Below are 22,361 nucleotides of genomic sequence, written 5' to 3'. Positions count from 1 at the left end.
ATGTCGAGGTCCTGCAAGCAATGAAGTAAGGCCGGGAACCTGCCGGGAGGATCCCCTGGCGACAAGTTTACCCGCGCGCAGGCGATGCAGCGGGCCGGTCCTCGGGAGTGCCTGCAGCAACGCACGCCGCGCGAGGCCGGGCGCAGCTTGGCCACCAGGCGTGGATCGCGTCGAGAGCCGGCCCACGGGGCCTGCATCACCCCAGCCCTTCTGTGCAGGGGACGCTTCGGCAGGCCGACCATATGTTGGACCTTCCTACCGTACCGACATGGCGGTCTTGGGCAGCGGATCCCAGGGGCCCCTCGCGCTATCGCACCAAATACTGGCATCGGCCATGATCGATCGTGTACAGGCGCATCCACAAATCGTTCCACATAATGGCATTCGTCCGCCGTTCCCGCACCCCTGCCTTCGTCGCCCGGCCCGGTGCGCCGCCGTGGGGCGCGTCTCGGACCGTGACTGAAGCGCACGCCGGGGCTGCACCAGCCGCACGCCCAGACCCGCCCCTTGCCGGCGGACCGCCGCGCCCATGGCTCGTGCAGCAGGCGGCGGCGCGCCCTGCGCGCAGGCACCGGCGCCGCCATCCGCCGCCGCACGAGCGCGGGAACTCATGGTCCGCCCACGGCGCGCGCCTTGATCTGCGCGCACTGCTTCAGCAGCCGCTGCGCCATGTCCAGGTGCAGCAGCTCCACCATCCGCCCGTCGAGGTTGATCACGCCCTTGCCGGCGTTCTCGGGCCGCTCGAAGGCCGCGACGATGGCGTGCGCTTCCTCGATGGCCTGCGCCGACGGCGCGAACGTGCGGTTGGCCGGCTCGACCTGCGCAGGGTGGATCAGGGTCTTGCCATCGAAGCCCATCATCCGGGCCTGGGCCGCCTCGGCGTCGAAGCCCGCCGCATCCTTGAAATCGTTCCAGACGCCGTCGAGGATCGCGAGGCGGTGGGCCTTGGCGGCCAGCACGGCGGACATCAGCCAGGGCATCAGATAGCGCCTCCCCTCCCCGGCCGACACGCCGGTCTCGCGGGCGATGTCGTTGGTCCCGATCACCAGGCAGTCGACGCAGGCCGCGCCATCGATGCTGGCGCCGGCGATGTCCGCCACCCGTTGCAGGCCTTCGGCGGTCTCGATCATGCACCACAGGGCAGGAACAAACCCGTCGACGGCTGCGGCCACGCGCTGGCGGGCCCTCGCAACGTCTGCGGGCCCAGCAACCTTGGGCACCAGCACCGCATCCGGCACGCAGGACCGCAGGATGTCCAGGTCGGCGGAGAACTCTTCGGAGTCCAGCGCATTGGTGCGGATGACGTTCAAGCCCGCCGCCACCTTCCCGTTCGCGAACGCCTGCACCAGGTTGCGCCGGGCCTCGGCCTTGCTCTGGGGCGCCACGGCGTCTTCGAGGTCGAAGATGACGGCGTCGGCATCCAGGGTTCGCGCCTTCTCGATCGCCCGCCCGTTGCTGGCCGGCAGATACAATGCGGAGCGCAGCGGCGCGCGAAAACCTGCGTCCGGCGCGCTCATGCTTCGGCCTCCTGGGGCAGCTCGAGCCGGTACACGCGCGCGGCGGTCTCGCTGAAGACCGCCCTCTTCTCCGCCGGCGACAGCCCCTTCAGGATCTTCTTGAACGTGTTCCAGAGCGCCGCGTAGCCGATGCCCATCTTCTCCACGGGGAAGTTGCTTTCGACCACGCATCGCCTGGGCCCGAAGAGTTCGACGCAGGTCTCGACGTAGGGGCGCCAGAGTGCGGCGAGCTGGTCGGAGGACGCCGGCGCATCGCTCTGGCCATAGTCGAAGGCGGCCAGCCGCATCATGACGCCGCCCAGCTTCACGGACACGTTCTCGCAGGCCGCGAGCCGCGCCATCGCCTCTCGCCACTGCCTGAACACTTCGTCCTTCCTGTTCGCATAGCGCCCATAGCCGAGCGGACCGCCCATGTGGCACATGATGATGTTCGCCTCCGGGCAGGCCCGGGCCACGCTCACCACGTCGTCCATCTGTGGATAGAACACCCAGGCGTCGAGCGACAGGCCCAGGCGCGTCAGGTGCCGCAGGCCGGTGAGGAACTCGGGTCGCCGGTACTGGCCTTCGGAGGGGCTCGTATGGCTGTTTCCGATCACCGGGTCCGCATCCCAGGCCGCCGCGTGTCGCACCCCGCGGAAGCGCCCACCGCCGCGCGCGATCTGCGCCTCCAGCACCGGCGCGACCCGATCGCCGAGCGTGAGGTCGGCGAAGCCCACGATGCCCGCATTGACCCGCGTGGGCCCATAGTTGCCGCTTTCGCTCATGGCGGCGACGCCCGCGCAGAACTCCACCTCGCCCACCGGCTTCATCTCCGCAGGGCCGCTCGCCCGGTACATCGCCTGGCATTCGTTGAACACCGTGGCGACCACCTTGTGCCCGGTCTGCAGGTCAACCGCGAACTCCTGCAGCAGGTAGCGGTAGCCCGGGAAATCCCACAGGTGGTGGTGCGTATCGACGATCGCCAGGTCCGGCTCGAGCACCGGCTCGGGCGCGGCCTTCGACAGCCACGCCGGGTCGGGCAGATAGATCTTGCCGAATCGCGTCGAGCCCGAGCGGTCCTGTCGCGACTGGAACATGCCCCCCAACAGGGGCTCTGTGGGGCGGGCGCCGCCCGAGGAATGGTTCGCCATGGCGCTTGTCTCCGTTTCTTGTGAATGCGTTCAGGGGACCAGCAGGATCTTTCCGATGTGCGCGCTGCTTTCCATCAACTGGTGCGCGCGCGCCACCTCGTGCAGCGCAAACGTCCGGTCGATCGACGGCTTGAGCCGGCCTTGCGCGAAGAGCGGCCAGGCCTGGGCCTCAAGCGCTGCGCACAGCCGTGCCTTTTCCTGCACCGAGCGGGAACGCAAGGTGGAGCCCGTGATGGTCAGGTGGCCCAGCAGCACCTTGTAGAAGTCGATCTCGGCGCGGCCGCCTGCCATCTGGGCGACGAACACCAGGCGGCCTTCCCGCCGGAGCAGGGCCACTTCCTTCGGGATGTAGTCGCCGCCGACGATGTCGAGAATCACGTCCACGCCGCCCGGATACGCCGCGCGCACCGCCTCGGCGAAGTCCTGGTTGCGGTAGTTGATCGCCAGGTCGGCGCCGAGCCGACCGCACGCGGCGCATTTCTCGTCGGAGCCCGCGGTCGCGATGACCGTGGCGCCGAACGCCTTGGCCAACTGGATGGCCGTTGCCCCGATGCCGCTGGTGCCGCCCTGGATGAGCGCGACCTCCCCCGCCGCCAGCCGGCCCCGCTCGAACAGGTTCGCCCACACGGTGCAATAGGTCTCGGGCAGGCCGGCGGCTTCCACGAGCGATACCCCCTGGGGCACGGGCATGCACTGGACGGCGGGGACGGCCACGTACTCGGCGTAGCCTTCCCCGATCAGCAGCGCGCACACCTCGTCGCCGACCTTCCAGCGCGCCACGTCCGGACCCACCGCCACCACCACGCCCGACGCCTCCAGGCCCGGCACTTCGGCCGGCGCGCCGGGCGGCATGGGGTAGAGGCCCTCGCGCTGCAGCACGTCGGCGCGGTTGACGCCGGCGGCCGCCACCTTGATCAGCACCTCGCCCCCCTTCGGCTCGGGCACCGGGCGCTCCTCGATGGACAGGACTTCCGTGCCGCCCGGGCGGGCGATGCGCACCGCCTTCATCGATCGCGGCAGATGGGCGGCCTCGGTCATGACTTGTCCATGGCGTTGTCCGCCACCAGCACGGCGCCGTTGACGTAGCTCGAGCGCTCCGACAAGGCGTACACGATCACGTTGGCCAGTTCCTGCGGCGTGCCCCAACGGGTGTCCAGCATGCCCTGGTTCGCCGTCCACTTCAGCCGTTCTTCCTCGGCATCCGCTTCGTTCAGCTCGCGCTTGACGATGGTCTCCTGCCACAGGCCGAACCGCTCGGGCGTGTAGACGTAGCCCGGCACCACGCAGTTCACACGGATCTTGAACGGCGCCAGTTCGCTGGCCAGCACCTTCGACAGCCGGATCTCCGCAGACTTGGCCGGTCCGGTGCACGAGGACAGCATCGGCGGGCTGGTCACGCGGATGCCGGTCGCGCCACTGACGTTGACGATCGAGCCGCCGCCCTGCTCCTTCATCAGCGGCACGATGCGCTGGCAGATGCGGAACTGTGCGAAGAAATTGATCGACATGCCGTACAGCAGTTCTTCGTCGGTCACTTCCAGGAACGGCTTGTAGATGCCCGTGCCGGCGTTGTTGACCAGCAGATCGAGGCGCCCGCCCAGCTCCTTGCGCACGAAGTCCGGCAGACGCTCGATTTCGTCCAGCCGGGTCACGTCCAGCGGATGGATCGCCACCTTCGCGCCCGTGGTCGCGAGGATGTCGCGCTGGGCTTCCTCCAGCGCCTCGGGGCGCCGCGCGGCAATCACGACGTTCGCACCCTCGCTGGCCAGCAGGCGCGCGGTCTCGAGCCCAATGCCCTTGCTGCCGCCCGTCACGAATGCGTTCTTGCCCTTCAGACCCAAGTCCATATCGGTTTCTCCATTAAGGTTCTAGATGAAACGGCGCAGGAACTCCCTGCAGCCGAGAGGGGTGCCGCCGTCGATCGCGGCGAACAGATCCTGGGCGGCCCGCGTCCCCGCGCCGGCCTGGCGCCCGCCGGCGCTCAAGCGGCGCTCGAGCAGGGCCGCCGCGGTGGCGCGGTCATGGAACAGCAGGGTGCGCGGTGCCTGCGCGGCCGTGCCGACCCGTCGGCTGCCGTCGTCCAGCTCCAATGCGAGCTCCGCGTCATAGGGGTTCCCGTCGTCGTCGGGAACGATCTCGATCAGCTGCACCAGGCGCAGGATGTCGGCATCCTGGCGGTGGTCCTGCGGCTTGTCGTATTCGAGTTCCCCGTAAGCGAGCATGGCCGCCGTGGAGAACCGCATGCTCGCCAGCGCCTGCACGGTGCGCTCGAAGGGCCCCCCGTAGCTGGTGCCGGGGTACTCGGCGTAGTGGCGCCAGACCTTGACAGTCGCCTTGCGGATGCGCCGGTGGTCGACGCCGGCCTCGTGCAGCACCTTGGCGGCCAGCACCACCGACATGTTGTCGCCCAGCGTTGCGAAGGGCTTCGCGCAAATCCCGAGGATCAGCGCGGGATCTGGCGGTGCGAGCCACTCGGGCGGCGTCTCCTGCAGGCCCGCCAGCGCCCGGGACAGGCCGTGGCGGCCTTCGAGACCTTGCGGCGACCCCAGCACGTCCATCCGCGCCAACTGGGCGGCCAGCAATCCGCCGCGGGCCGCCTGACCCACCTGGATGCGCCAATCATCGGCTCCGCTGCCCACGGGTTCCAGCACGCCGCCCGTGATGCCGGCGGCAATGCCGATCGCATTCGCCGCCCTCTTGACGTCCAGTCCGAGCGCGGCAGCGGCGGCGGCAGCAGCACCGATCGTCCCAAGTGTGGGACTCGTTCTGATGCCCCGCTCAATGAGCGCGCGCGCAACGCGCTCCTTTGCGCCGAGCCAGGCCGTGGCGGCATAGCCGATCGCAATGGAGCGCAGCAGCCGCTCGACCGGCTGATCCTGCTGTTCAGCCAGCGCAACGGCGACGGGGAGGATGAAGCAGCCGGGATGGCTCCAGGAATCGTTGTCGGAATCGTCGTGGAATTGGGCATGGACGCTGACCGCGTTGGCGAGCACCGCGTCGGCCAGACCGACCCGCGCACCGTCGGCCCAGACCGTCGCCGCCGTGGCGCCCTCCGCCGCGGGCGTGACCAGGGTGCGGACCGCGGCTGCCGTGCGCTCCGCCGCGCCGGCCAACGCCAGGCCGATACCGTCGAGAAGGCAGAAGGCGGCCTTTTCCGCGACGCGCGCCTCCAGCGGCTTGCCCGCCGTCTCGCTGGCGAATCGCCCCAGGAGGGCCGTCGGCTGATCGCTACTCATGCGCTTGCTCCTTGTGCGTGTGCTTCACAGGTATTCGTCGGCCAAGGCCACGTCGCGGATCTCGGCCACGGTCCCGCTGCGGCGTACCTCGCCGCCGCGCATGACATAGGCCCGATCGGCCAGCTTGAGCGCCGGCCGCGCCATCTGCTCAGTCATCAGGATCGTCGTGCCACGGCGCTGCAGTTCGCGGATCGAATCGCTGATCCGGCCTATCCACACCGGTGCCAGCCCCAGGAAGGGCTCGTCCAGGAGCAGCAGCTTGGGCATCGAACACACCGCCCGCGCCAGCGCGACCACTTGCTGCTCGCCGCCGCTCAACTGCCCGGCAGGCTGCGCAGCGCGGTCCGCGAGCAACGGCAGGGTCGATTCGAGCCACTTCAGGTTCTCGAGCGCCTGCGGCTTCGCCAGATGCGTAGCACCAGACAGCACGTTCTCGGTCACGCTCAGGGACCTGAACACCCGCCGTCCTTCGGGCGAATAGCCGATGCCTTTCCTCGCACGGTTGGCGCAGGCCACATCCGACAGATCCGCGCCCTCGAACTCGATGCGCCCACCGGCCATCGGCACCAGTCCCATGATGGTGTTGATGAGGCTGGACTTGCCCGCGCCGTTGGCGCCTACGAGTAGCACGGTCTCGCCCGGGCGCACCTCGATGGACACGTTGCGCAGGGCTGCAATCCCGCCGTAACGAACCGACAGGTCTTCAATCTTCAGCATCACGATTCCTCGCCCGCGCCCAGGTAGGCATCCACCACATCGCGTCGTGCCAGCACGTCGGCCGGCGCCCCGCTGGCAAGCAACCGCCCGGCTTCGAGCACCAGGATGTGCGGGCACAGCCGCTTGATCAGGTCCATGTCGTGCTCGACGATGAGCACCCCGCATCCCAGCGACGCGCGGGCATGCGCGATGAAGCTGTCGATGTAGATCCGCTCGCGGCGCTCCAGGCCCGCGGCCGGCTCGTCCAGCAGCAGGAACCGCGGGCGCGTGGCCAGCGTCATCAGCAGCCCCAGCATCTTCTGCAGACCGTAAGGCAGGTCGCCGCTGGGCTCCTCCAGGTGCGGGGTCAGCCCGAACTCCTCGAGCAGCCCGTCCAGGTCGGACGTGCCACGGCCCGCGGCGGCGCTGAACCGGCACGCCCGCGCAAGGTTCTCGGCGACGCTGGCCGTGCGGAAGGTGTTCGTCTGCTGGAAGCTGCGGATCACGCCAAGCCGGCTGACCGTGTGGAACGGCAGCCGGGACAGCTCCTTGCCGCCCAACAGGACACGCCCGGCACTCGGCCGCAGCATGCTGCAGATGACGTTGATCAGCGTGGTCTTGCCCGCACCGTTGGGGCCGATGACGCCGAGCACCTCGCCGGCCGGCAGCTCGAACGAGATGTCGTCGAACACGCGCAGGCCGCCGAAGCGCTTGGAGATGCCTTCCACGCGCAGCGATGTCTCGGCCAGGGTGCCATGCTCCGCGCGGGCGGCCCGCTCCGGGGCCGCTGCCGCTTCGCCGGCGCATCCGCGCTCAAGCATGGCCGAACCAGTGATTCCAAGGGTGTGGTCCATGAGGTCACCCTCCCGATTTCAGCTGCGGCGGCGCGCCCGCCGAGGCCCGCGCGCCCGGCCGCGCGTTCGCGCGCCGCGTCGCCGCGCGCCACCATTTCACGCCCGTTCCGACCAGGCCACCCGGCGCGAGCGTCACCACGCCGATGATGAGCAGGCCGAACAAGCCGGCCGAGTATTCGCCCTGGCTGCTGAAGAGGTTGGAGGTCGACACCAGCAACGTGCCGCCGAGCACCGGACCCAGCAGCGCGCCGCGACCGCCCACGATGGCGTAGGCGATGTAGTTGACGCTGGAAAAAGAGGAGAACGAGCTCGGATGCGCCGTCAGCAGCATGTTCACGAGCGCGAAGCCCGCGAGACCGGCCACGCCCGCCGCGACCACGAAGCCCGCCGTGCGGTAGCGCCAGATCACAAGGCCCAGGCTCTCGCCCAGCGTTTCGTTCTCCTCGATGGAGGCGAACTCGGCTCGGTAACGGTGGGTGATGGCCAGCGTGATCGCAGCGGCCAGCAGGGCCAGGCCCAGCGTCACGAACACCAGCATCCTGTTGCTGCCGAGATCGCTGCCCCACAGCGTCACGGACGGCACGCCCGCGATGCCGTTGGATCCGCCGGTCAAGGCGGGGGTTTCGAAGATGGCGAGCTGCAGGATCTCGTTGAACACGAAGGTCACGAGCACGAAGTAGACGCCCTTGAGCCGCAGCACCAGGGCGCCGAGCGGCAGAGCCACCAGGGCCGGCACCGCGAAGCTCAGGATGCTCAGCACCATGACGTCCGTGGTGCCCGCCTTGGCGGCGATGGCGGCCGTGTACCCGCCAATCGCCATGAAGGCGGGCACGGCGAAGGACAGCAGGTCCATGCGCAGCATGATGTAGACGCTCAATGCCGCCATGATCCCGATGAGGACCTGATTGGTCAGCGAGTAGTAGAACTGGTTCGTCGTCACCAGCGGAACCAGGACGAAGGGCAGGAGCAACAGCAGTGCCGTGGCGTCCCGCAGAAGGGCACCGCGGCCGGGCCGGGTCGGGATGGTCATGCTTTTCTTGCCTCGCGGCCAAAGAGCCCGTTCGGCTTGACCACGAGAATGATCAAGACCAGGACGAAGAGCGCCAGAGCCCCCTTCGAGCCGCCCAGGTAGACGCTCGAATAGGCTTCGACGATGCCGACGATGAACGCCGCCACCGTGGCGCCGGTGATGCTGCCGAGCCCGCCGAGGATCACCACGATGAACGCCTTGGCCAGCACGGCGTCGCCCGCGTGCGGCTCGAGCGCGAGGATCGGTGTCACCAGCGCGCCCGTCAGGCCGGCGAGGCCGGTTGCCAGCCCGAAAGCCATCGGGAACATCTGCGCAGGCCGCAGTCCCTGCGCGATCGCCACGGCCCTGTCGTCCGCCATGGCGCGCAGGGCGATGCCGAACCGGGTCTTGAACATCATGAGGTACACCCCGCCGATGACCAGTGCGCAGACCGCGAAGACGATCATGTTCGAATAGGGGATGTAGAAGCCGTGCGCCCGGTAGGACCCAGAGACCGGGAACCGGAACTCGGGCGGCTCGGGACCGAAGACCACGGTGACGGCCGTCGTCATGATGAGATACATGCCGAGCGTGATCATCATGGTCGTGAGGTGGTCGTTTACGCGAGGCTCGACGAAGAGAAGCTCCATGACGTAGCCCACGATCCCGCAGGCCAGCGCAGCGGCTGCGACGGCCAGTGGGAAGGGCAGGCCCGCCAGGTGAGACAGCGAATAGGCCGCGTAACCCCCAAGGACGTAGAACCCGCCGTGCGCGAAGTTGATCACGCCGAGAATGCCGAAGATCAATGTGAAGCCAAGACTGAGCAGCGCGTACTGCGTCCCCAGACTCAGTCCGATCACGCCGGTGGAGATGACGCTTTCCATGGGATAGGCCTTTTCGCTGCGCGACCTAGTGCAGGTCGATCTTGTTCACGCCGACGTGCTTGCCGCCCACCACGAGCCCCATTCCCACGGGAAACACGAGCTCCTGGTTGATGCCGAAGCTCGCCTTGCCCGTCCACACGCCCTGGCCCAGATAGGGGTCGGTGGGCGGCAGCTGGCGCAACGCTGCGGCGACCTTCTCCGCATCGTCCGAGGTTCCCGCGGTGGTGACGGCCTTGAGCACCATGCGCGCCGCCGCGGCCGCCGTGAACACCAGCGTGTTGTCCGGGGCCGGGCCCTTCATCACGCGCTGGTAATCATTGAGCAGCGACTTCACTTGCGGGTCGTCGACGGCAACGAGCTCCAGCCAGTAGAAGCCCTTGATCTTCTCGACGCCGCCGGCCGCGCGGATGATCTCCTGCGTGCCGGGTCCACCGAGGCGCCCGATCACGCCGTCGAAGCCGGCCTCGAGCAACTGCTTGACGATGGTCGCGCCGTCCGCCGGAGGCGATGACGCCGTGTCGACCGCGTCGGGCCTCAGGTTCATGATGCGCGTGACGATGGGCGCGAAGTTGGTCGTGCCGCGCTGGTAGTACTCCTCGGTCGTCTTGACGCCCTGCGCCTTGTACGCCTGCGCATTCACGCTGGCCACGTCGGTGCCGCCCTGGTCGTTGGGCGCGACCACGACCGCCGACGAGATCTTGAAGCGCTCCTTGGCCGCCTTGGTCAGCACGGGCGCCCAGGCAGACGGCCCCGCGATCTGGTGGAACGCCAGGGGCCACTGCGGGCCGATCGCGTCCTTGGCATAGGCGCTGGTGAAGGTCAGCTGCCCGTTGCGCTGGGCCACCGGCTTCACGCCCGTCGCCTCGGGCGAGCCGACCGGGCCGACGATGAGCTTGACGTTCTGGCTGGCCAGGTAGTTGGCGCCCGCGGCGGCGCCGTCGGCCGTGTACTTGCTGTCGTAGCCGACCACGGAGACCTTGCACTTGCGGTTGCCTGCCTGCACGCCGCCGGCCTCGTTGGCCTGGGCCGCGGCGAACTCGACGCCGGCCTTCATCGCCAGGCCCCAGGCCGCCGCGCCGCCGGACATCGGCCCGAGCACGCCGAGCTTGGTCTCGCACTCCTGGGCCGTGGCCGCAACACTGACGGTGGCCAGCACCAGCAACGAGGCGCCCCAGGACGCGAGCTGGCGTCGCATGGAAGAATTGTTCATGATGTCTCCTTCTGTGTGTTTAAAGAATCAACAGGGCAGGCACCTCGCGGCGCCCTTCGATGGCGCGCTTCACATGCCGATGCGGTCGGCCATGTCGAGGACGTTCTTCACCATGCGCACCGTGGCCGCATCGATCATTTCGCCGTTGAAGGTGACCGCGCCCAGTCCCTGGGCTTCGGCCTCGCGGTAGGCCTGGGTCATGGCGCGCGCGTTGTCCACGGACGACTGGCTGGGCGTGAACACCGCCAACGCCGGCTCGATCTGCGCGGGATGGATCGCCCACTTGCCGACCATGCCCACGAGGCGCGCCCGGCGGCACTCTTCCGAGTACGCCTCGGTGTCCTTGAAGTTGCCCATCGGCCCGTCGATCGCGTCCAGACCGTTGACGCGCGCGGCGATGGTGATCTTGTGGCGGCCGTAATGCCACATGTCGCCCGGGTAGCCCGTGGGCCCGCCGATCGAGGACAGCTCGATGCCCTGGGACGCCGAATAATCGCCCACGCCGTAGATGAGCGCCTCGAGACGGGACGACGAGCGCGCGATCTCCTCGACGTTCATCATCGCCTCGACCTCCTCGATCAGCACCTCCAGCCCGATGCGCCGCGTCGTCTTGAGCTTCTTCTCGAGCTGCGACAGCAGCGTGTCCACGAAGTGCACATCGCTCGCGCGCAGCACCTTGGGCACCATGATGAGATCCAGGTGCTCGTGCGCGCCCTCGACGATCGAGATGATGTCCTCGAAGGCCCACTCGGTGCCCAGGTCGTTGATGCGCACGCAGGTGGTCTTGCCCGTCCAATCGAGTTCGCGCAGTGCCGTCACGATCTTGGAGCGGGCCGCCACCTTCGCGTTGGGCGCGACGGCATCCTCCAGGTCCAGGAACACCATGTCGGCCTTGCTCGCGGCGGCCTTCGCCATCATGCGTTCGTTCGAGCCAGGCACTGCCAGTTCCACCCGGCGCACGCGCTTCTTCACATTGCTCACAGTTCTCTCCTAAGTTGTCTTAACCTACGATGCGGCGCTCGCGCAGCGACGCCAGCTGTTCCGCGCCGATGCCGATGCCGGCAAGGATTTCCTCGGCGTGCTCCGACAGCAGCGGCGCGCGGCGGTGCACGCCGCCGGGCGTCTCTGTCATCTTCACAGGCACGCCCGCCACCATGGGCCGGTGCTTGCTCCCCGGATGCTCCAGCTCGACGAGCATCTCGCGGGCCGCGAAATGCGGGTCCTGCGCAATGTCCGCCACGTTGTAGACGGGGCTGAACGGGACCTGTCCGCCCAGCTCGGCAAGCAGTTCGTGCTTGGTCCGCTGGAGCGTGTAGACGGCCACCGAGTCGTACACGAGATCGGAGTTCTGCCGCCGTGCGGCCTCCGTCGCCAGCCGGGGGTCTGTGCCGAGTTCCGGTCGCCCGATGAGTTCGCACAGGCGCGACCAGAACACGTCGGTGTGGCAGGCCAGGGTGACGTGCCCGTCCTTGCACGGGACGATGCCGAAGGGCGAAAGAAAGGGGTGGCGCGGACCTTCCGGGCCCGGCACCTTGTGTTCGTAGGAGTACTGGTAGACGATGCGTTCGCACAAGGCCAGCACCGTGTCCACCATCGACACATCCAGGAACTGCCCCCTCCCCGTCTCCCGTGCCCGATAGACAGCCGCCATCACGCCGAAGGCGCACATGATCGCGGGGACGATGTCTCCCACGCCCGGTCCGACCTTCGTGGGCTCTCCGTCGGCGGCACCCGTGATCCCCATGATGCCGCCCATGGCCTGGGCCACCACGTCGTAGGCGGGCCAGTTCACGTAAGGACTGTTGGCCGTGCGCGGGTCTCCGAATCCACGCACGGCGGCATAGACCAGCTGCGGGCGCACCTTGCGCAGCTCCTCGTAGGACAGCCCGAGACGGTCCATGACGCCCGAGCGGTAGTTCTCGATCAGCACGTCCGAGCGCTTGACCAGCTCGATGAGGAGCGCGCGTCCCTCGGCCTGCTTGAGATCGATGGCGATGGACTGCTTGTTGCGGTTCACGCTCTGGAAGTACCCGCCGAAGGAACGCTGCTCATCGTCGGGCAGGTATGGCCCCACGGTGCGCACGTAGTCCCCGTCGAGCGGCTCGACCTTGATCACCTCGGCGCCATGGTCGCCCAGCAGCATCGACGCGTAGGGGCCGGCGAGCATGAGCGTCATGTCGATGACGCGCAGTCCCGCGAGCGCTCCCTGGCCCGCTGAAGCCGTCATCGGTCGCCCCAGTGGCTGCGTTTCTTGATGAGAACCCGGCGATCCCCCTCGAACACCACCTTGTCGTCCTGGTTCACGCCCCAGTGGTGGAACACCACCTCGCCCGCGTCCTCGCGGTCGGAGTCCTTCGTTTCGAGGACCTCGGTGAAGGCGTACAGCGTGTCGCCATGGAACACCGGCGACTTGAAGCGGATGTGGGTCATTCCCAGCTCCGCGATCGCGTTCTCGGACGTGTCCTGGCTTGCCATACCCACCACGAGGGAGGCGGTAACGCCACCGAACTGCAGCCGCTTCTTGAAGTGGGTATCGCGCATCACGACATCGTCGAAGTGGGCCGACGAGGAGTTCATCACCATGTTCGTGATGACCACGTTCTCCGTCGGCTCGATGGTCTTGCCGCGGCAGTGGCGCATCACGTCCCCCACCCGGAAGTCCTCGAAGTAGTTGTCGTTGCTCGTGAGTGCAGCCGTTTTCATTTCTTGACCTTTCCGAGGAGGTGATCGGAGATGATCCGCAGCTGGATCTCCGAGGTGCCTTCGAAGATCTTCGTCAGCCGCGCGTCGCGCCAGTGGCGCTCCATGGCGTGCAGCTTCGTGTAGCCCGCTCCGCCGAGGATCTGGAGCCCTTCGCTGGTGACGCGCTCGGACATCTCGCTGGCGAACAGCTTCACCATCGAGGCCTCGATGTCGCAGCGGCGCTGGGTGTCGACGGCGTCGCACACGTGGTACATGAGCTGGCGGGCGGCCTCGATGTCGGTGGCCATCTGGCCGATCTTGAATCGGGTCACCTGGAACTCCGAGATGGGCTGGCCGAACTGGACCCGCTCCTTCGAATAGGCGATCGCGTCCTCCAGGGCGCCGCGCGCGAGGCCGATCGAGCGCGCCGCGGTATGCACGCGCGGCACCTCCAGGCCGGCCGTCGCGTAGTAGAAGGCCTTGCCCTCCTCGCCGATCAGGTTCTCCGCCGGCACGCGGAAGTTGTCGAAGGCCAGCTCCCAGGTCTTGAAGCCGAAGTAGCCGATCTTGGGAATGGGAGAGCCTTGGACACCTTCGGGCAGTTCGCCGCGCTTCTTCGGGATGATGAACATGCTCATGCCCGAATGGCGCCGCCCCCCTTCGGGCGGCGACGTGCGTGCGACCACCATGAGATAGTCCGCGCCGTCGGCGAAGGTGCACCAGTACTTGTTCCCGGTGATCAGGTAGCTGTCGCCGTCCTTCTTGGCCCGCGTGCTCATGCTGGAGATGTCCGAGCCGGTGCCGGGCTCCGACATCGCGAATGCGCCGACGAACTCGCCCCGGGCGACGCGCGGCAGGTACTGCTTCTTCTGCTCGGGCGACATGTGCTGCCAGCCGATCATCCCGTTGCCGCGGGCGATGATGCTGGACACACTCATCCAGGCGCGCGCCAGCTCCTCGGTGACCAGGCAGTACTCGAAGCAGCCCAGGCCCATGCCCCCGTACTCTTCCGGCATCAGGATGCCGAAGTAGCCCATCTCGGCCATCTTGTCGCGCAGTTCCATCGGGATGTCGCCCTGGATCGGATCGAGCTTGTTCGCGATCGGAAGGACTTCCTTCATGGCGAACTCGCGCGCCACTTCCTGGATCATCCGGCGCTCTTCTGTCATGTAGGTCATGGTTATTCGACGGTTCGTTTGAAAATCAGGTTGGTGCGCTTGAAGTCGATCACCATCTCGCCGCGCTGGTTGAAGCCCTTGGTGTGCCAGGTCACCACACCCTGCTTCGGGTTCTTGCCCGACGGACGGGCATCGTGGACGGTCGACTTCGCCGTCAAGGTGTCGCCGGGATAGACGGGCAGGTGGTTCGTCAGGTCCTCGACCCCGAGGAAGCCGGCGCCGTTCTCGCTCAGGTCCTCCACGGTGAGGCCGAAGACCGTGGTGAAGACCAGCATCGGATTGACCTGTTCGCGCGGATGTCCGTGGGCGATCGCGTACTCCTTGTTGAAGTACAGCGGGCAGAAGTTCAGCGTGATCGTCGTGAAGTACGAGTTGTCGCCCTCGTTGATCGTCCTGCCCCAGTGATGGGTGAACTCGCGCCCGATCGTAAAGTCTTCGTACCAGTGCCCGCGCGTGCGCAGGACGGCTTTTTGTCGGAAGTCGGTTTCCATAGCTCTGCCTAGTGGTCTTTCATTGGTTGTCTGTCAACGAGAGGAGATCCCCCAGCGATCGCACGTCCGGAAGACGCTCAAGCGCGAGGAGGGTGTCGGCGATGTGGGTGGCCCGGCGCACGCCGATGCGTGCATCCAGCAGCGCGTGCAGCTTTTCGAGCAGGCGTTGCGTCTGCGCGGCCAGATCGTTCTCCGGCACCCCGCTGTCGTGCTCCGCCTCCAGCAAGCGCCCGTCCTTGAGGCGAATCTGGACCCGGCTGCGCGTGATCGGCCAGCCAGGCGTGAAATCGACCTGAACCTTGTCGCGCAAGGCCGTCAGCCGGGGATCGCGCGCACGCTCATCCGTGTAGCTGTCGATGTCCGCCGTGTCGATGCCCGCCACCGCGTAGGCGGCCAACATGCGCAAGCTGAATTTGGTTTCGAGTCCGCTCGTCGGATGGGGAATGTTGCAGACGGAATCGGCGCCGGCGTCGTGCAGCAGCGAAATCTTCTCGACATCGTCGGGGCCGAACCCCACGTCGCGCCGGAGGCTGCGGATCGCCTCGATAGGCGCATGCGTCTGGTAGCAGGAGGCGTGGTACTTGAAGAGGTTGTCGAGCAAACTCGCTCCCACTTGGCCGCCGATCTGTTTCCAAGCATCCGAACTGCCCGTGAGGCCGTCGGACTGCGTTGCCGCGAACCCCGAGGCACATTCGATGGCGTCATTCCTGCTTGTGAATCCCTGTTCGGCGAGCTGGGCAGATAGCGTTCCGCTTTCACAGGCCTTGCCGGCATGCAGCGGCTTGCACATCGTGCCGAACATTGCCTTCAGACCAGCCGCCTGCGTGGCTGCGATCCCCAGCGCCGTCCGGGTGCGCTCGAGGTCCAGGCCGAGCAGCTTCGCGCACGCCGCCGCCGCCCCGAATGTGCCAACCGTGCCCGTAACGTGGAAGCCCCGTGCGTAGTGGGACGGCGAGACCAGCCCACCGACGGCGCAAACCGCTTCGTAACCCGCCACGAAGGCTGCGATGAGATCCTTGCCGCTGGCGTTGCGCGCCTGTGCCAGGGCCAGGGCCGCGGGCAATACCGCGACCGTTGGATGACCCGTCATTCGAATATTGACGTCGTCGTAGTCCAGTGCGTGGGACGCTGCACCATTCACCAGCGCTGCCTGCCGCGCGCTGACCCAATGGCCGCGTCCAAGCACCGCGGCCTGGGTGTGACCACCCTCGGAGAGCGCGTGGTCGACGAGGATCCGCACGAGCGGTTCATCGACAGCCCGAAGGGTGATGGACACCCAGTCCAGGATGCACTGCTTAGCCACCAGAACGACCGCTGGCGACAGCGTGTCGTAGTCCACCTGGAGCACCCGCCGTGCAATCGCTTCCGTGGCACCCGCAGCCGCTTCGTCAGTCATGCGCAAAAGCCTCTTTCGTATGCCCGCGAAAAGTTTATATAACGTTTCATGGACAGGGTAAAAATAAGATCCGCGTCGTTTTTTCGGGCGGATCTCGCAAGGTCATGAAACGTTATATGGATCAAGTTTCAATGTCAACACGCGATGTCTAGGACAAACCCCTAGCCGCCTCGATTGACAACGCATCCATTGCCATGAAACGATTCATTGCGCTGAAAAACAAGGCAAGCGCACCACCCTTTCCAACAGCGATGCGGAGGCCGCATGCCCCGCCGGAGAACGATCCATGACTCAGCGACGCCAGTTTCTCGCGAGCGCGATGCTCGCCCCCTTGGTTGCCCGGGCCCAGCCTCCCTCCGGGAGTTGGCCCAGCCAGCTCGTGCGCGTGTTGGTGGGGTTCCCGCCCGGGCAGGGAAGCGACCTGGTCGCGCGCATCCTGACTGACGAACTTCAGAAGACCACGGGCGTGCCTTTCATCGTCGACAACCGCCCCGGTGTGGGCGGGATGCTGGCCGCGGGCATCGTCGCCAAGTCCGCGCCGGATGGCAACGTCCTGCTCTTCACGTCCTCCGGTCCCTTCACCATCTCCCCGCATCTGTACGGCAACCAGGGCTTCGACTCGATCACCGATCTCGAGGGTGTGGCGATGGTCGGAACCTCGCCCACGCTGCTGGTCGCGAACCCCGACTTTCCTGCCAACACTATCCCGGAGCTGGTGCGGATGTCCAAGGAGCGCGAGCTGGACTGCGGCTCAAGTGGCTATGGCATCACCGACCACCTGACCATCGAGATGCTCAAGCTGCGCTCGGGCGCCCGGCTGAACCACGTGCCCTACAAGGGCTCGTCGGGGTCCCTGGCTGACCTGGTCGGGCGCCGGCTGGACCTCGTCTTCGCGTCCTCCACCAGCGCCAGCGCCTTCGTGAACTCCGGCCGGGTGAAGGTCCTCGCCGTTGCGTCGGCGACGCGTTGGAAGAGTCGCCCTGAAGTTCCGGCGATCTCAGAGACGTATCCCGGGTTCGACGCCAGCAGCTGGGCGATGTTCGCAGTCCCGAAGGGAACACCCGATGCGGTCAGAAGTGCGCTCGCCGCCCACGTCAACCGCGCGCTGGCGAATCCCGCCGTGGTGAGCGCGCTCAGCACGACAGGGCTCGAGGCAACGCCAGGCACCTCCGCTTCCGCCACGAAATCCTACGCGGTCGCCGAGTACCAGAAATGGGGCGAGGTGATCCGCAAGGCCAACATCAAGATCAGCTAACTGTGCCGCGGGGCCGGCCTGCGGGTTGGGGAGCGGCCCGCCGCGCAGCCTTTTCCTAACCGTCCCCCCCGGGCGGTCGGCTCGCACGCCTTCGGCGCACGGGCCTCGCCGTCCCCATCCCTTGCACTTCGCCGTTCTCAGGGCGAAGCCATGTTCCTCGGCGACGGCCATGGGGGGCGCTTCTAAAATGGTCGCCAGCAACAACTTTTGGCGTGCAGTGAAACCAACTATCAAAGACGTCGCGTCAGAGGCGGGGGTATCCCTGGGTACCGCCTCCCGCGTGATCAATAACTACAGCGACGTCAATCCGGAGATGAAGCAGCGGGTGGAGCGCGCCATCGCGAAGCTGGGGTACACCCCGGACGCCGTCGCGCAGGGCATGCGGCTGCGAACCACCCGGACCATCGGCATCCTGATCAGGGATTTCTCCGCCCCGGCCTTCGTGCATTTCGCGGCTGCGGCACAGAGCATCCTGTACCGGGAAGGCTACGTGCCGCTGCTCGCCACCTACGACGATGAGCCGCGGCGGGAGCTGGAGATCATGCGGGCCTTCGCGGGCCGACGCATCGACGGCCTCATCATCACGACATCCACGGACAAGAACGAGACGCTCTCCAAGGCGCGCAAGGCACTGGGCGTGCCCACCGTCTTCCTCGATCGCGATGCGGACAAGGAGCAGGACACCATTGCGATAGACCACCGGACCGGTATCCAACGAGCCCTCGCGTATCTGTTCGGCCTGGGGCATGCGCGGGTGGCGCTGGTGACGGGGCCCTTGCAGGTGCGTCCAGCCAAGGAGCGCGTCGCCGCCTATCGTAAGGCGCATACCGCGGCAGGCCACCGCGTCGATACCGCGCTCATCCGCGCTGGAAGCTTTTCCGCGGAATTCGCGCGGCAGCAGACTGCCGAGCTGTTGGCCCTCCCCGAGCCGCCTACCGCCATCCTCGCCGGAGGCGTTCTCATGCTGCCTGGCGTTCTGCGAGCCATTCGGGCGGCCGGACTGCGCATTCCGGCGGATATCTCCGTCATCTCTTCCACGAATCCGGAGATCGCCGAACTGATTACCCCGACGATCACCGAGCTTCAGGTCGATTTTGCGGCCATGGGCATCGAGGCCTCCAAGCTCATCCTGGGACGCCTGCAAGGCAGTATCACCGGACCGCCCCGCGTTCTCCATTTCGATACCCAGTTGATCCACCGCGAATCGTGCGGCGCCCCACCGGCAGCAGATAAGGGCTCCAAGAGAAAGAGGGCGAAATAGCCCGTCTCCCGGTGCCAGTGACAGGAGCGCCAGCGCGCTCGCGCAGCCACGCACGTCGGAAATCTTCGGAAGGGGCAATGCTATATTTCAACGCACGTTGATCAGCAGATCGACGGGGGCGCTGCCGCGTGCTTTTCCTGCTCGCAGTCGGTGCGCCAGCCCGTTGCTGGATACGCGCAAGCCCGGTGAGGGGGCGATGCGCGCGACCCCAGGAATGGTTTCAATCACGATTCGAGGATTCACAAATTGGCGAAAAAGGCGGCTGAGTCGATCGAGGGAGCAGCCCGGATGCTGCAGCACTGGCACGAGGGCGTTCCTGACGATCGCTTGGCCCATCTGGTCAAGGACGCCACACGCGCATTTCTGCGTTCGCTCCAGCATCGTCTCGCGCGCCACGGTGTGCAGCTCGGGCACTGGACTTTCCTGCGCATCCTGTGGGAAAAGGATGGCCTGACGCAGATCGAGCTCAGCGATGAGGCAGGGGTCATGGCGCCCACCACCGCCATCGCACTGAGGGGCATGGAGGAGCTGGGTTACATCGTGCGCAAGCGGCGCCCCGACAACCGCAAGAGTCTCTACGTGTTCCTCACCCCGGCCGGCAAGCGGCTCAAGACCAAGCTCGTTCCGCTGGCCGAGGAGGTGAACTCCATCGCGGTCAGCTCCTTGTCCGATGCCCACATTTCAATCGTCCGGCGCTCGTTGCTCAAGATGATCGAAAACCTCGCCAACGACGAGCAGCTCGAGGACTGATCCGCCATCCCACGCGCGGGCTCGGAGATGTCGCGATCTCTCTACCGTGCGAAGGACCACCGGGGAACGGATCGGGTCCCCTGAGCAACGGGAATCCCGCCCCATGGTCCGCGCGGAGCCGGCTGCCTGATCGGACGCTGCAACCAGCAGCCGTTTCGACCACACTGGCGATGCAGTGAGCGGATGCTCGCGATGAAACCCCGGCGCGTCGCCGGCGCAGCGTCATTGCTTTCGGCGACGGCCATGCGCTCTCTTCCCGCAGCCTCACCTGGGTCCGCGAGGGCCGACGTCGCCCGAGCGGCCGTCCAACCGTACCCTGCTTTCATGTGGCCCCGCGACGCGGGCCAGCCTGGCCTGGGCGCAGACAGCGCGCGCCAGGTCGCAGGCGCGCAGCCACAACCGAGAGCGCCGCGCCCGGTCCGCTCCCAGCGCACGCAACCTCCTCGGGCAAACGATAGCCGCCGGCGGCGTCGCAAGCCGCCAAATGCGTAGACGCCTAACTATAATTGGAGCAACCCCTTCGATCAACCCAGTCAAATTCCAGCCCCATGACCACTGAAGCCCGAACGACCATGAGCGATGCCTCCGAGCACGATCTTTCCGCACGTGTGCCGTCCGTGCTACCGCGCGAGCGCGGACTGTACTGGGGCGGGCGCTGGCACGCGCCGGCCACCGCACGGTCGGCATCGACGATCAATCCCTCGACCGGCGCGACGCTGGGCGAGTTTCTGTTGGGCGGCGAAGCGGAGGCGGATGCGGCAGTCCAAGCGGCGCGTGCCGCCCTGCCCGCCTGGTCGCGCACCGCGCCGCTCGAGCGGGCCCGCAGACTGCGCGAAGCGGCTCGCCGGTTGCGCGAGCATTCCGCCGACCTCGCCCTGATCGACGCCGCTGACTGTGGAAATCCGGTGCGCGCCATGCTCATGGACGCCGAGCTGGCGGCTGCGCAGCTGGAATACTTCGCCGGGCTCGTGCTGGAGTTGAAGGGCGAGACGCTGCCGACCGCGAACGGGTCGCTGAACTACACCGTTCGGGAGCCGGTCGGCGTGGTGGTGCGCATCTGCGCGTTCAACCATCCGTTCATGTTTGCGGCCGGCAAGATCGCGGCGCCCCTGGCCGCTGGCAACACCGTGATCGTGAAGCCGCCGGAGCAGGCGCCGCTTTCCACCATCCGGCTGTTCGAGTTGCTGGACGGCATCTTCCCTCCGGGCGTCCTCAACTGTGTCAGCGGCGATCGCGAAACCGGCGCTGCCCTCGCCAGCCATCCGGATGTGGCTGCCGTCGGCATCATCGGCAGCGTCGCGGCCGGCAAGGCCGTGCTTCGGGCATCGGCCGACACCATGAAGCGGACGGTCTTGGAACTCGGCGGCAAGAACGCCATGATCATCCATCCTGACGCGGATTTCGATGCCGCGGTCGACGGAGCGGTCCGTGGCATGAACTTCACCTGGTGCGGTCAGTCCTGTGGCTCGACCAGCCGCCTTTTCCTGCACGAGAGCCTGCACGATCGCTTCGTCGACGCACTGCTGGCGCGCCTGCACGCCGCGCACCGCCCCGGCCTGGCCACCGACATGCGCACGACGATGGGGGCGCTGGTCAACCGCGCCCAGTACGACCGTACCCTGCACTACGTGGACGTCGGGCGCGCTGACGGGGCCACGCTCGCGGCGGGTGGGCGCCATCCCGACGATCCGGCATTGGCGAATGGCTTCTTCGTCGAGCCGACGGTCTTCGTTGACGTCACGCCCTCCATGCGGATCGCGCAGGAAGAGATCTTCGGCCCGGTGCTGTCCGTGCTGCGCTGGCGCGACGAGGACGCGTTGTTCGACGCCGTGAACGGCGTTCCTTACGGGCTGACGGGTTCGATCTGGACCCGCGACCTGCAGACGGCCCACCGCAACGCTGCGCGGCTGCAAGCGGGCTATGTCTGGGTCAATGACTGCTCCGCGCACATCCTTGGCGCGCCGTTCGGTGGCATCAAGCAATCGGGCCTGGGCCGGGAAGAGTCCAAGGACGAGCTGTTCGAGTTCACCCACGTCAAGAACGTGAACCTCAACGTGAAGCTGCACGGCTAGCTAGGCGGCCAGCCAGGGCCCGCAATGTGCAGCCGTCGGCGCTGGCTGCGCTCATGCGATGCAGGGCTCCGGCGTAGCCCCGTGCCTCGCCGCTTCGCCGGGGGAAGCCCTTGGGATCTGCCGTCCCGGCAATGGCCTGGGCAGCGGCTGCCATGCGCGAGGCGCCGCGTGCAGCGGCCCGTCCAGGCGGCCCTGTACAACAGCCTGCCGATGGCCGCTTGCGCATCCAGAGCGCAAGACACACCGGCTGCGTGGGCGCAGCCGGGAAATATCCGCAGTGCGGGCGCCTGACGCGCGCGGACCGCCCCCAGCGAACGGGCCGTGCGCGGGCCCGAACGCGCGGCGGCCGCCCAGGCACGCCGCCATGACGCTCAGACAGCGTTCCTTATCAAACCCGTCCACCGACATGCGATGGGCGCAAGCCCCCTACAGACACATGCGATCAGACGCATCGCATCGGACCATTTCTTCGCGCCCGCCGGCAGCGCGCAGCCGGTTGCAGGCCAGTGCCGCCATGCATCGGCACTTCTGGCAAACACATACCAATATATGGACGCCTTTCATTGCGTTTGAATATGCTGTCCTGCGCTGCAGTTGTTATGATGAAGTCGGCTTGGATAGCGCAAGGAAGAGGCTGGACAGGGCTGAAATCGCCTGAATATGTCCACTTTGTGGAATGTTCGTGACGACCCGCGACAACATGCCGCCCTGGCGTGCCGCCCGGGAGACCGCAGCCTTCA

Annotated in this window: 20 protein-coding genes; 4 read left to right on the top strand and 16 right to left on the bottom strand. The window is 67.1% G+C overall.

The features are described 5' to 3' along the window. Positions 1-608: 608 nt before the first annotated feature. From DELCS14_RS08200 to DELCS14_RS08125, 16 genes are all read right to left on the bottom strand, one after another. Positions 609-1,517 carry a CoA ester lyase gene (locus tag DELCS14_RS08200; RefSeq protein ID WP_013801204.1) on the bottom strand — a complete coding sequence of 303 codons (909 nt, stop codon included), beginning with the start codon at positions 1,515-1,517 and terminating at the stop codon, positions 609-611. Continuing rightward, positions 1,514-2,647, bottom strand: a complete 1,134-nt coding sequence (locus DELCS14_RS08195) for an amidohydrolase family protein (RefSeq protein WP_013801203.1) — start codon at positions 2,645-2,647, stop codon at positions 1,514-1,516. The genes DELCS14_RS08200 and DELCS14_RS08195 overlap by 4 nt, the downstream gene beginning before the upstream one ends. Before the next feature lie 30 nt (positions 2,648-2,677). After that, positions 2,678-3,655, bottom strand: coding sequence for an NAD(P)H-quinone oxidoreductase (locus DELCS14_RS08190; protein WP_157158330.1), 978 nt, complete (start codon positions 3,653-3,655; stop codon positions 2,678-2,680). A 26-nt stretch (positions 3,656-3,681) separates the two neighbouring features. Further along, on the bottom strand, positions 3,682-4,494 hold the full coding sequence (locus DELCS14_RS08185) for an SDR family oxidoreductase (protein ID WP_013801201.1): 813 nt from the start codon (positions 4,492-4,494) through the stop codon (positions 3,682-3,684). A 21-nt stretch (positions 4,495-4,515) separates the two neighbouring features. Beyond that, positions 4,516-5,883 (bottom strand): MmgE/PrpD family protein, encoded by a 1,368-nt coding sequence (locus DELCS14_RS08180; protein WP_013801200.1) that lies wholly within the window; start codon positions 5,881-5,883, stop codon positions 4,516-4,518. A 24-nt stretch (positions 5,884-5,907) separates the two neighbouring features. After that, positions 5,908-6,600 carry an ABC transporter ATP-binding protein gene (locus tag DELCS14_RS08175; protein ID WP_013801199.1) on the bottom strand — a complete coding sequence of 231 codons (693 nt, stop codon included), beginning with the start codon at positions 6,598-6,600 and terminating at the stop codon, positions 5,908-5,910. Continuing rightward, complete coding sequence (locus tag DELCS14_RS08170) at positions 6,600-7,433, bottom strand: ABC transporter ATP-binding protein (protein WP_013801198.1); 834 nt, start codon at positions 7,431-7,433, stop codon at positions 6,600-6,602. Before DELCS14_RS08170 ends, DELCS14_RS08175 begins: the two co-directional genes overlap by 1 nt. A 4-nt stretch (positions 7,434-7,437) precedes the next feature. After that, positions 7,438-8,463 carry a branched-chain amino acid ABC transporter permease gene (locus DELCS14_RS08165; RefSeq protein ID WP_013801197.1) on the bottom strand — a complete coding sequence of 342 codons (1,026 nt, stop codon included), beginning with the start codon at positions 8,461-8,463 and terminating at the stop codon, positions 7,438-7,440. Further along, positions 8,460-9,326: a branched-chain amino acid ABC transporter permease gene (locus DELCS14_RS08160; protein ID WP_013801196.1), complete on the bottom strand. Its 867-nt coding sequence runs from the start codon at positions 9,324-9,326 to the stop codon at positions 8,460-8,462. The genes DELCS14_RS08165 and DELCS14_RS08160 overlap by 4 nt, the downstream gene beginning before the upstream one ends. Before the next feature lie 25 nt (positions 9,327-9,351). Next, positions 9,352-10,536, bottom strand: coding sequence for an ABC transporter substrate-binding protein (locus DELCS14_RS08155; RefSeq protein ID WP_013801195.1), 1,185 nt, complete (start codon positions 10,534-10,536; stop codon positions 9,352-9,354). A 69-nt stretch (positions 10,537-10,605) separates the two neighbouring features. Continuing rightward, positions 10,606-11,475 carry a CoA ester lyase gene (locus DELCS14_RS08150; protein WP_267234559.1) on the bottom strand — a complete coding sequence of 290 codons (870 nt, stop codon included), beginning with the start codon at positions 11,473-11,475 and terminating at the stop codon, positions 10,606-10,608. Positions 11,476-11,536: 61 nt separating this feature from the next. Continuing rightward, on the bottom strand, positions 11,537-12,763 hold the full coding sequence (locus DELCS14_RS08145; RefSeq protein ID WP_013801193.1) for a CoA transferase: 1,227 nt from the start codon (positions 12,761-12,763) through the stop codon (positions 11,537-11,539). After that, entirely contained in the window at positions 12,760-13,239 is a 480-nt protein-coding gene (locus DELCS14_RS08140) for a MaoC family dehydratase (RefSeq protein WP_013801192.1), read from the bottom strand. The genes DELCS14_RS08145 and DELCS14_RS08140 overlap by 4 nt, the downstream gene beginning before the upstream one ends. Next, on the bottom strand, positions 13,236-14,396 hold the full coding sequence (locus DELCS14_RS08135; protein ID WP_013801191.1) for an acyl-CoA dehydrogenase family protein: 1,161 nt from the start codon (positions 14,394-14,396) through the stop codon (positions 13,236-13,238). Before DELCS14_RS08135 ends, DELCS14_RS08140 begins: the two co-directional genes overlap by 4 nt. A gap of 2 nt (positions 14,397-14,398) precedes the next feature. Continuing rightward, positions 14,399-14,887 carry a MaoC family dehydratase gene (locus DELCS14_RS08130; protein WP_013801190.1) on the bottom strand — a complete coding sequence of 163 codons (489 nt, stop codon included), beginning with the start codon at positions 14,885-14,887 and terminating at the stop codon, positions 14,399-14,401. A 19-nt stretch (positions 14,888-14,906) separates the two neighbouring features. Further along, on the bottom strand, positions 14,907-16,283 hold the full coding sequence (locus tag DELCS14_RS08125; protein ID WP_013801189.1) for an MmgE/PrpD family protein: 1,377 nt from the start codon (positions 16,281-16,283) through the stop codon (positions 14,907-14,909). Positions 16,284-16,569: 286 nt separating this feature from the next. Between DELCS14_RS08125 and DELCS14_RS08120 the strand changes: the two genes are divergently transcribed. The 4 genes from DELCS14_RS08120 (at position 16,570) to DELCS14_RS08105 (ending at position 21,621) form a co-directional block, all read left to right on the top strand. Further along, positions 16,570-17,538, top strand: a complete 969-nt coding sequence (locus DELCS14_RS08120) for a tripartite tricarboxylate transporter substrate binding protein (RefSeq protein ID WP_013801188.1) — start codon at positions 16,570-16,572, stop codon at positions 17,536-17,538. Between the two features lie 187 nt (positions 17,539-17,725). After that, a complete protein-coding gene (locus tag DELCS14_RS08115; RefSeq protein WP_172642949.1) occupies positions 17,726-18,799 on the top strand; it encodes a LacI family DNA-binding transcriptional regulator in 1,074 nt (357 codons plus the stop codon). 288 nt (positions 18,800-19,087) lie between these two features. Beyond that, a complete protein-coding gene (locus DELCS14_RS08110; RefSeq protein ID WP_013801186.1) occupies positions 19,088-19,549 on the top strand; it encodes a MarR family transcriptional regulator in 462 nt (153 codons plus the stop codon). A 572-nt stretch (positions 19,550-20,121) separates the two neighbouring features. Beyond that, a complete protein-coding gene (locus DELCS14_RS08105) occupies positions 20,122-21,621 on the top strand; it encodes an aldehyde dehydrogenase family protein (RefSeq protein ID WP_013801185.1) in 1,500 nt (499 codons plus the stop codon). Positions 21,622-22,361: the final 740 nt, after the last annotated feature.

This window comes from Delftia sp. Cs1-4 (assembly GCF_000214395.1).
GTDB lineage: Bacteria > Pseudomonadota > Gammaproteobacteria > Burkholderiales > Burkholderiaceae_C > Comamonas > Comamonas acidovorans.
Note: the sequence above shows the minus strand (reverse complement) of the source record. Positions and strands in the feature narration are given on the sequence as shown.

Coding starts and splice junctions, on each gene's coding strand:
- DELCS14_RS08105 (WP_013801185.1), top strand. CDS start 20,122: ATGAGCGATGCCTCCGAGCACGATCTTTCCGCACGTGTGCCGTCCGTG.
- DELCS14_RS08115 (WP_172642949.1), top strand. CDS start 17,726: ATGGTCGCCAGCAACAACTTTTGGCGTGCAGTGAAACCAACTATCAAA.
- DELCS14_RS08180 (WP_013801200.1), bottom strand. CDS start 5,883: ATGAGTAGCGATCAGCCGACGGCCCTCCTGGGGCGATTCGCCAGCGAG.
- DELCS14_RS08145 (WP_013801193.1), bottom strand. CDS start 12,763: ATGACGGCTTCAGCGGGCCAGGGAGCGCTCGCGGGACTGCGCGTCATC.
- DELCS14_RS08125 (WP_013801189.1), bottom strand. CDS start 16,283: ATGACTGACGAAGCGGCTGCGGGTGCCACGGAAGCGATTGCACGGCGG.
- DELCS14_RS08200 (WP_013801204.1), bottom strand. CDS start 1,517: ATGAGCGCGCCGGACGCAGGTTTTCGCGCGCCGCTGCGCTCCGCATTG.
- DELCS14_RS08175 (WP_013801199.1), bottom strand. CDS start 6,600: ATGCTGAAGATTGAAGACCTGTCGGTTCGTTACGGCGGGATTGCAGCC.
- DELCS14_RS08140 (WP_013801192.1), bottom strand. CDS start 13,239: ATGAAAACGGCTGCACTCACGAGCAACGACAACTACTTCGAGGACTTC.
- DELCS14_RS08110 (WP_013801186.1), top strand. CDS start 19,088: ATGCTGCAGCACTGGCACGAGGGCGTTCCTGACGATCGCTTGGCCCAT.
- DELCS14_RS08170 (WP_013801198.1), bottom strand. CDS start 7,433: ATGGACCACACCCTTGGAATCACTGGTTCGGCCATGCTTGAGCGCGGA.
- DELCS14_RS08160 (WP_013801196.1), bottom strand. CDS start 9,326: ATGGAAAGCGTCATCTCCACCGGCGTGATCGGACTGAGTCTGGGGACG.
- DELCS14_RS08135 (WP_013801191.1), bottom strand. CDS start 14,396: ATGACCTACATGACAGAAGAGCGCCGGATGATCCAGGAAGTGGCGCGC.
- DELCS14_RS08195 (WP_013801203.1), bottom strand. CDS start 2,647: ATGGCGAACCATTCCTCGGGCGGCGCCCGCCCCACAGAGCCCCTGTTG.
- DELCS14_RS08120 (WP_013801188.1), top strand. CDS start 16,570: ATGACTCAGCGACGCCAGTTTCTCGCGAGCGCGATGCTCGCCCCCTTG.
- DELCS14_RS08185 (WP_013801201.1), bottom strand. CDS start 4,494: ATGGACTTGGGTCTGAAGGGCAAGAACGCATTCGTGACGGGCGGCAGC.
- DELCS14_RS08190 (WP_157158330.1), bottom strand. CDS start 3,655: ATGAAGGCGGTGCGCATCGCCCGCCCGGGCGGCACGGAAGTCCTGTCC.
- DELCS14_RS08130 (WP_013801190.1), bottom strand. CDS start 14,887: ATGGAAACCGACTTCCGACAAAAAGCCGTCCTGCGCACGCGCGGGCAC.
- DELCS14_RS08165 (WP_013801197.1), bottom strand. CDS start 8,463: ATGACCATCCCGACCCGGCCCGGCCGCGGTGCCCTTCTGCGGGACGCC.
- DELCS14_RS08155 (WP_013801195.1), bottom strand. CDS start 10,536: ATGAACAATTCTTCCATGCGACGCCAGCTCGCGTCCTGGGGCGCCTCG.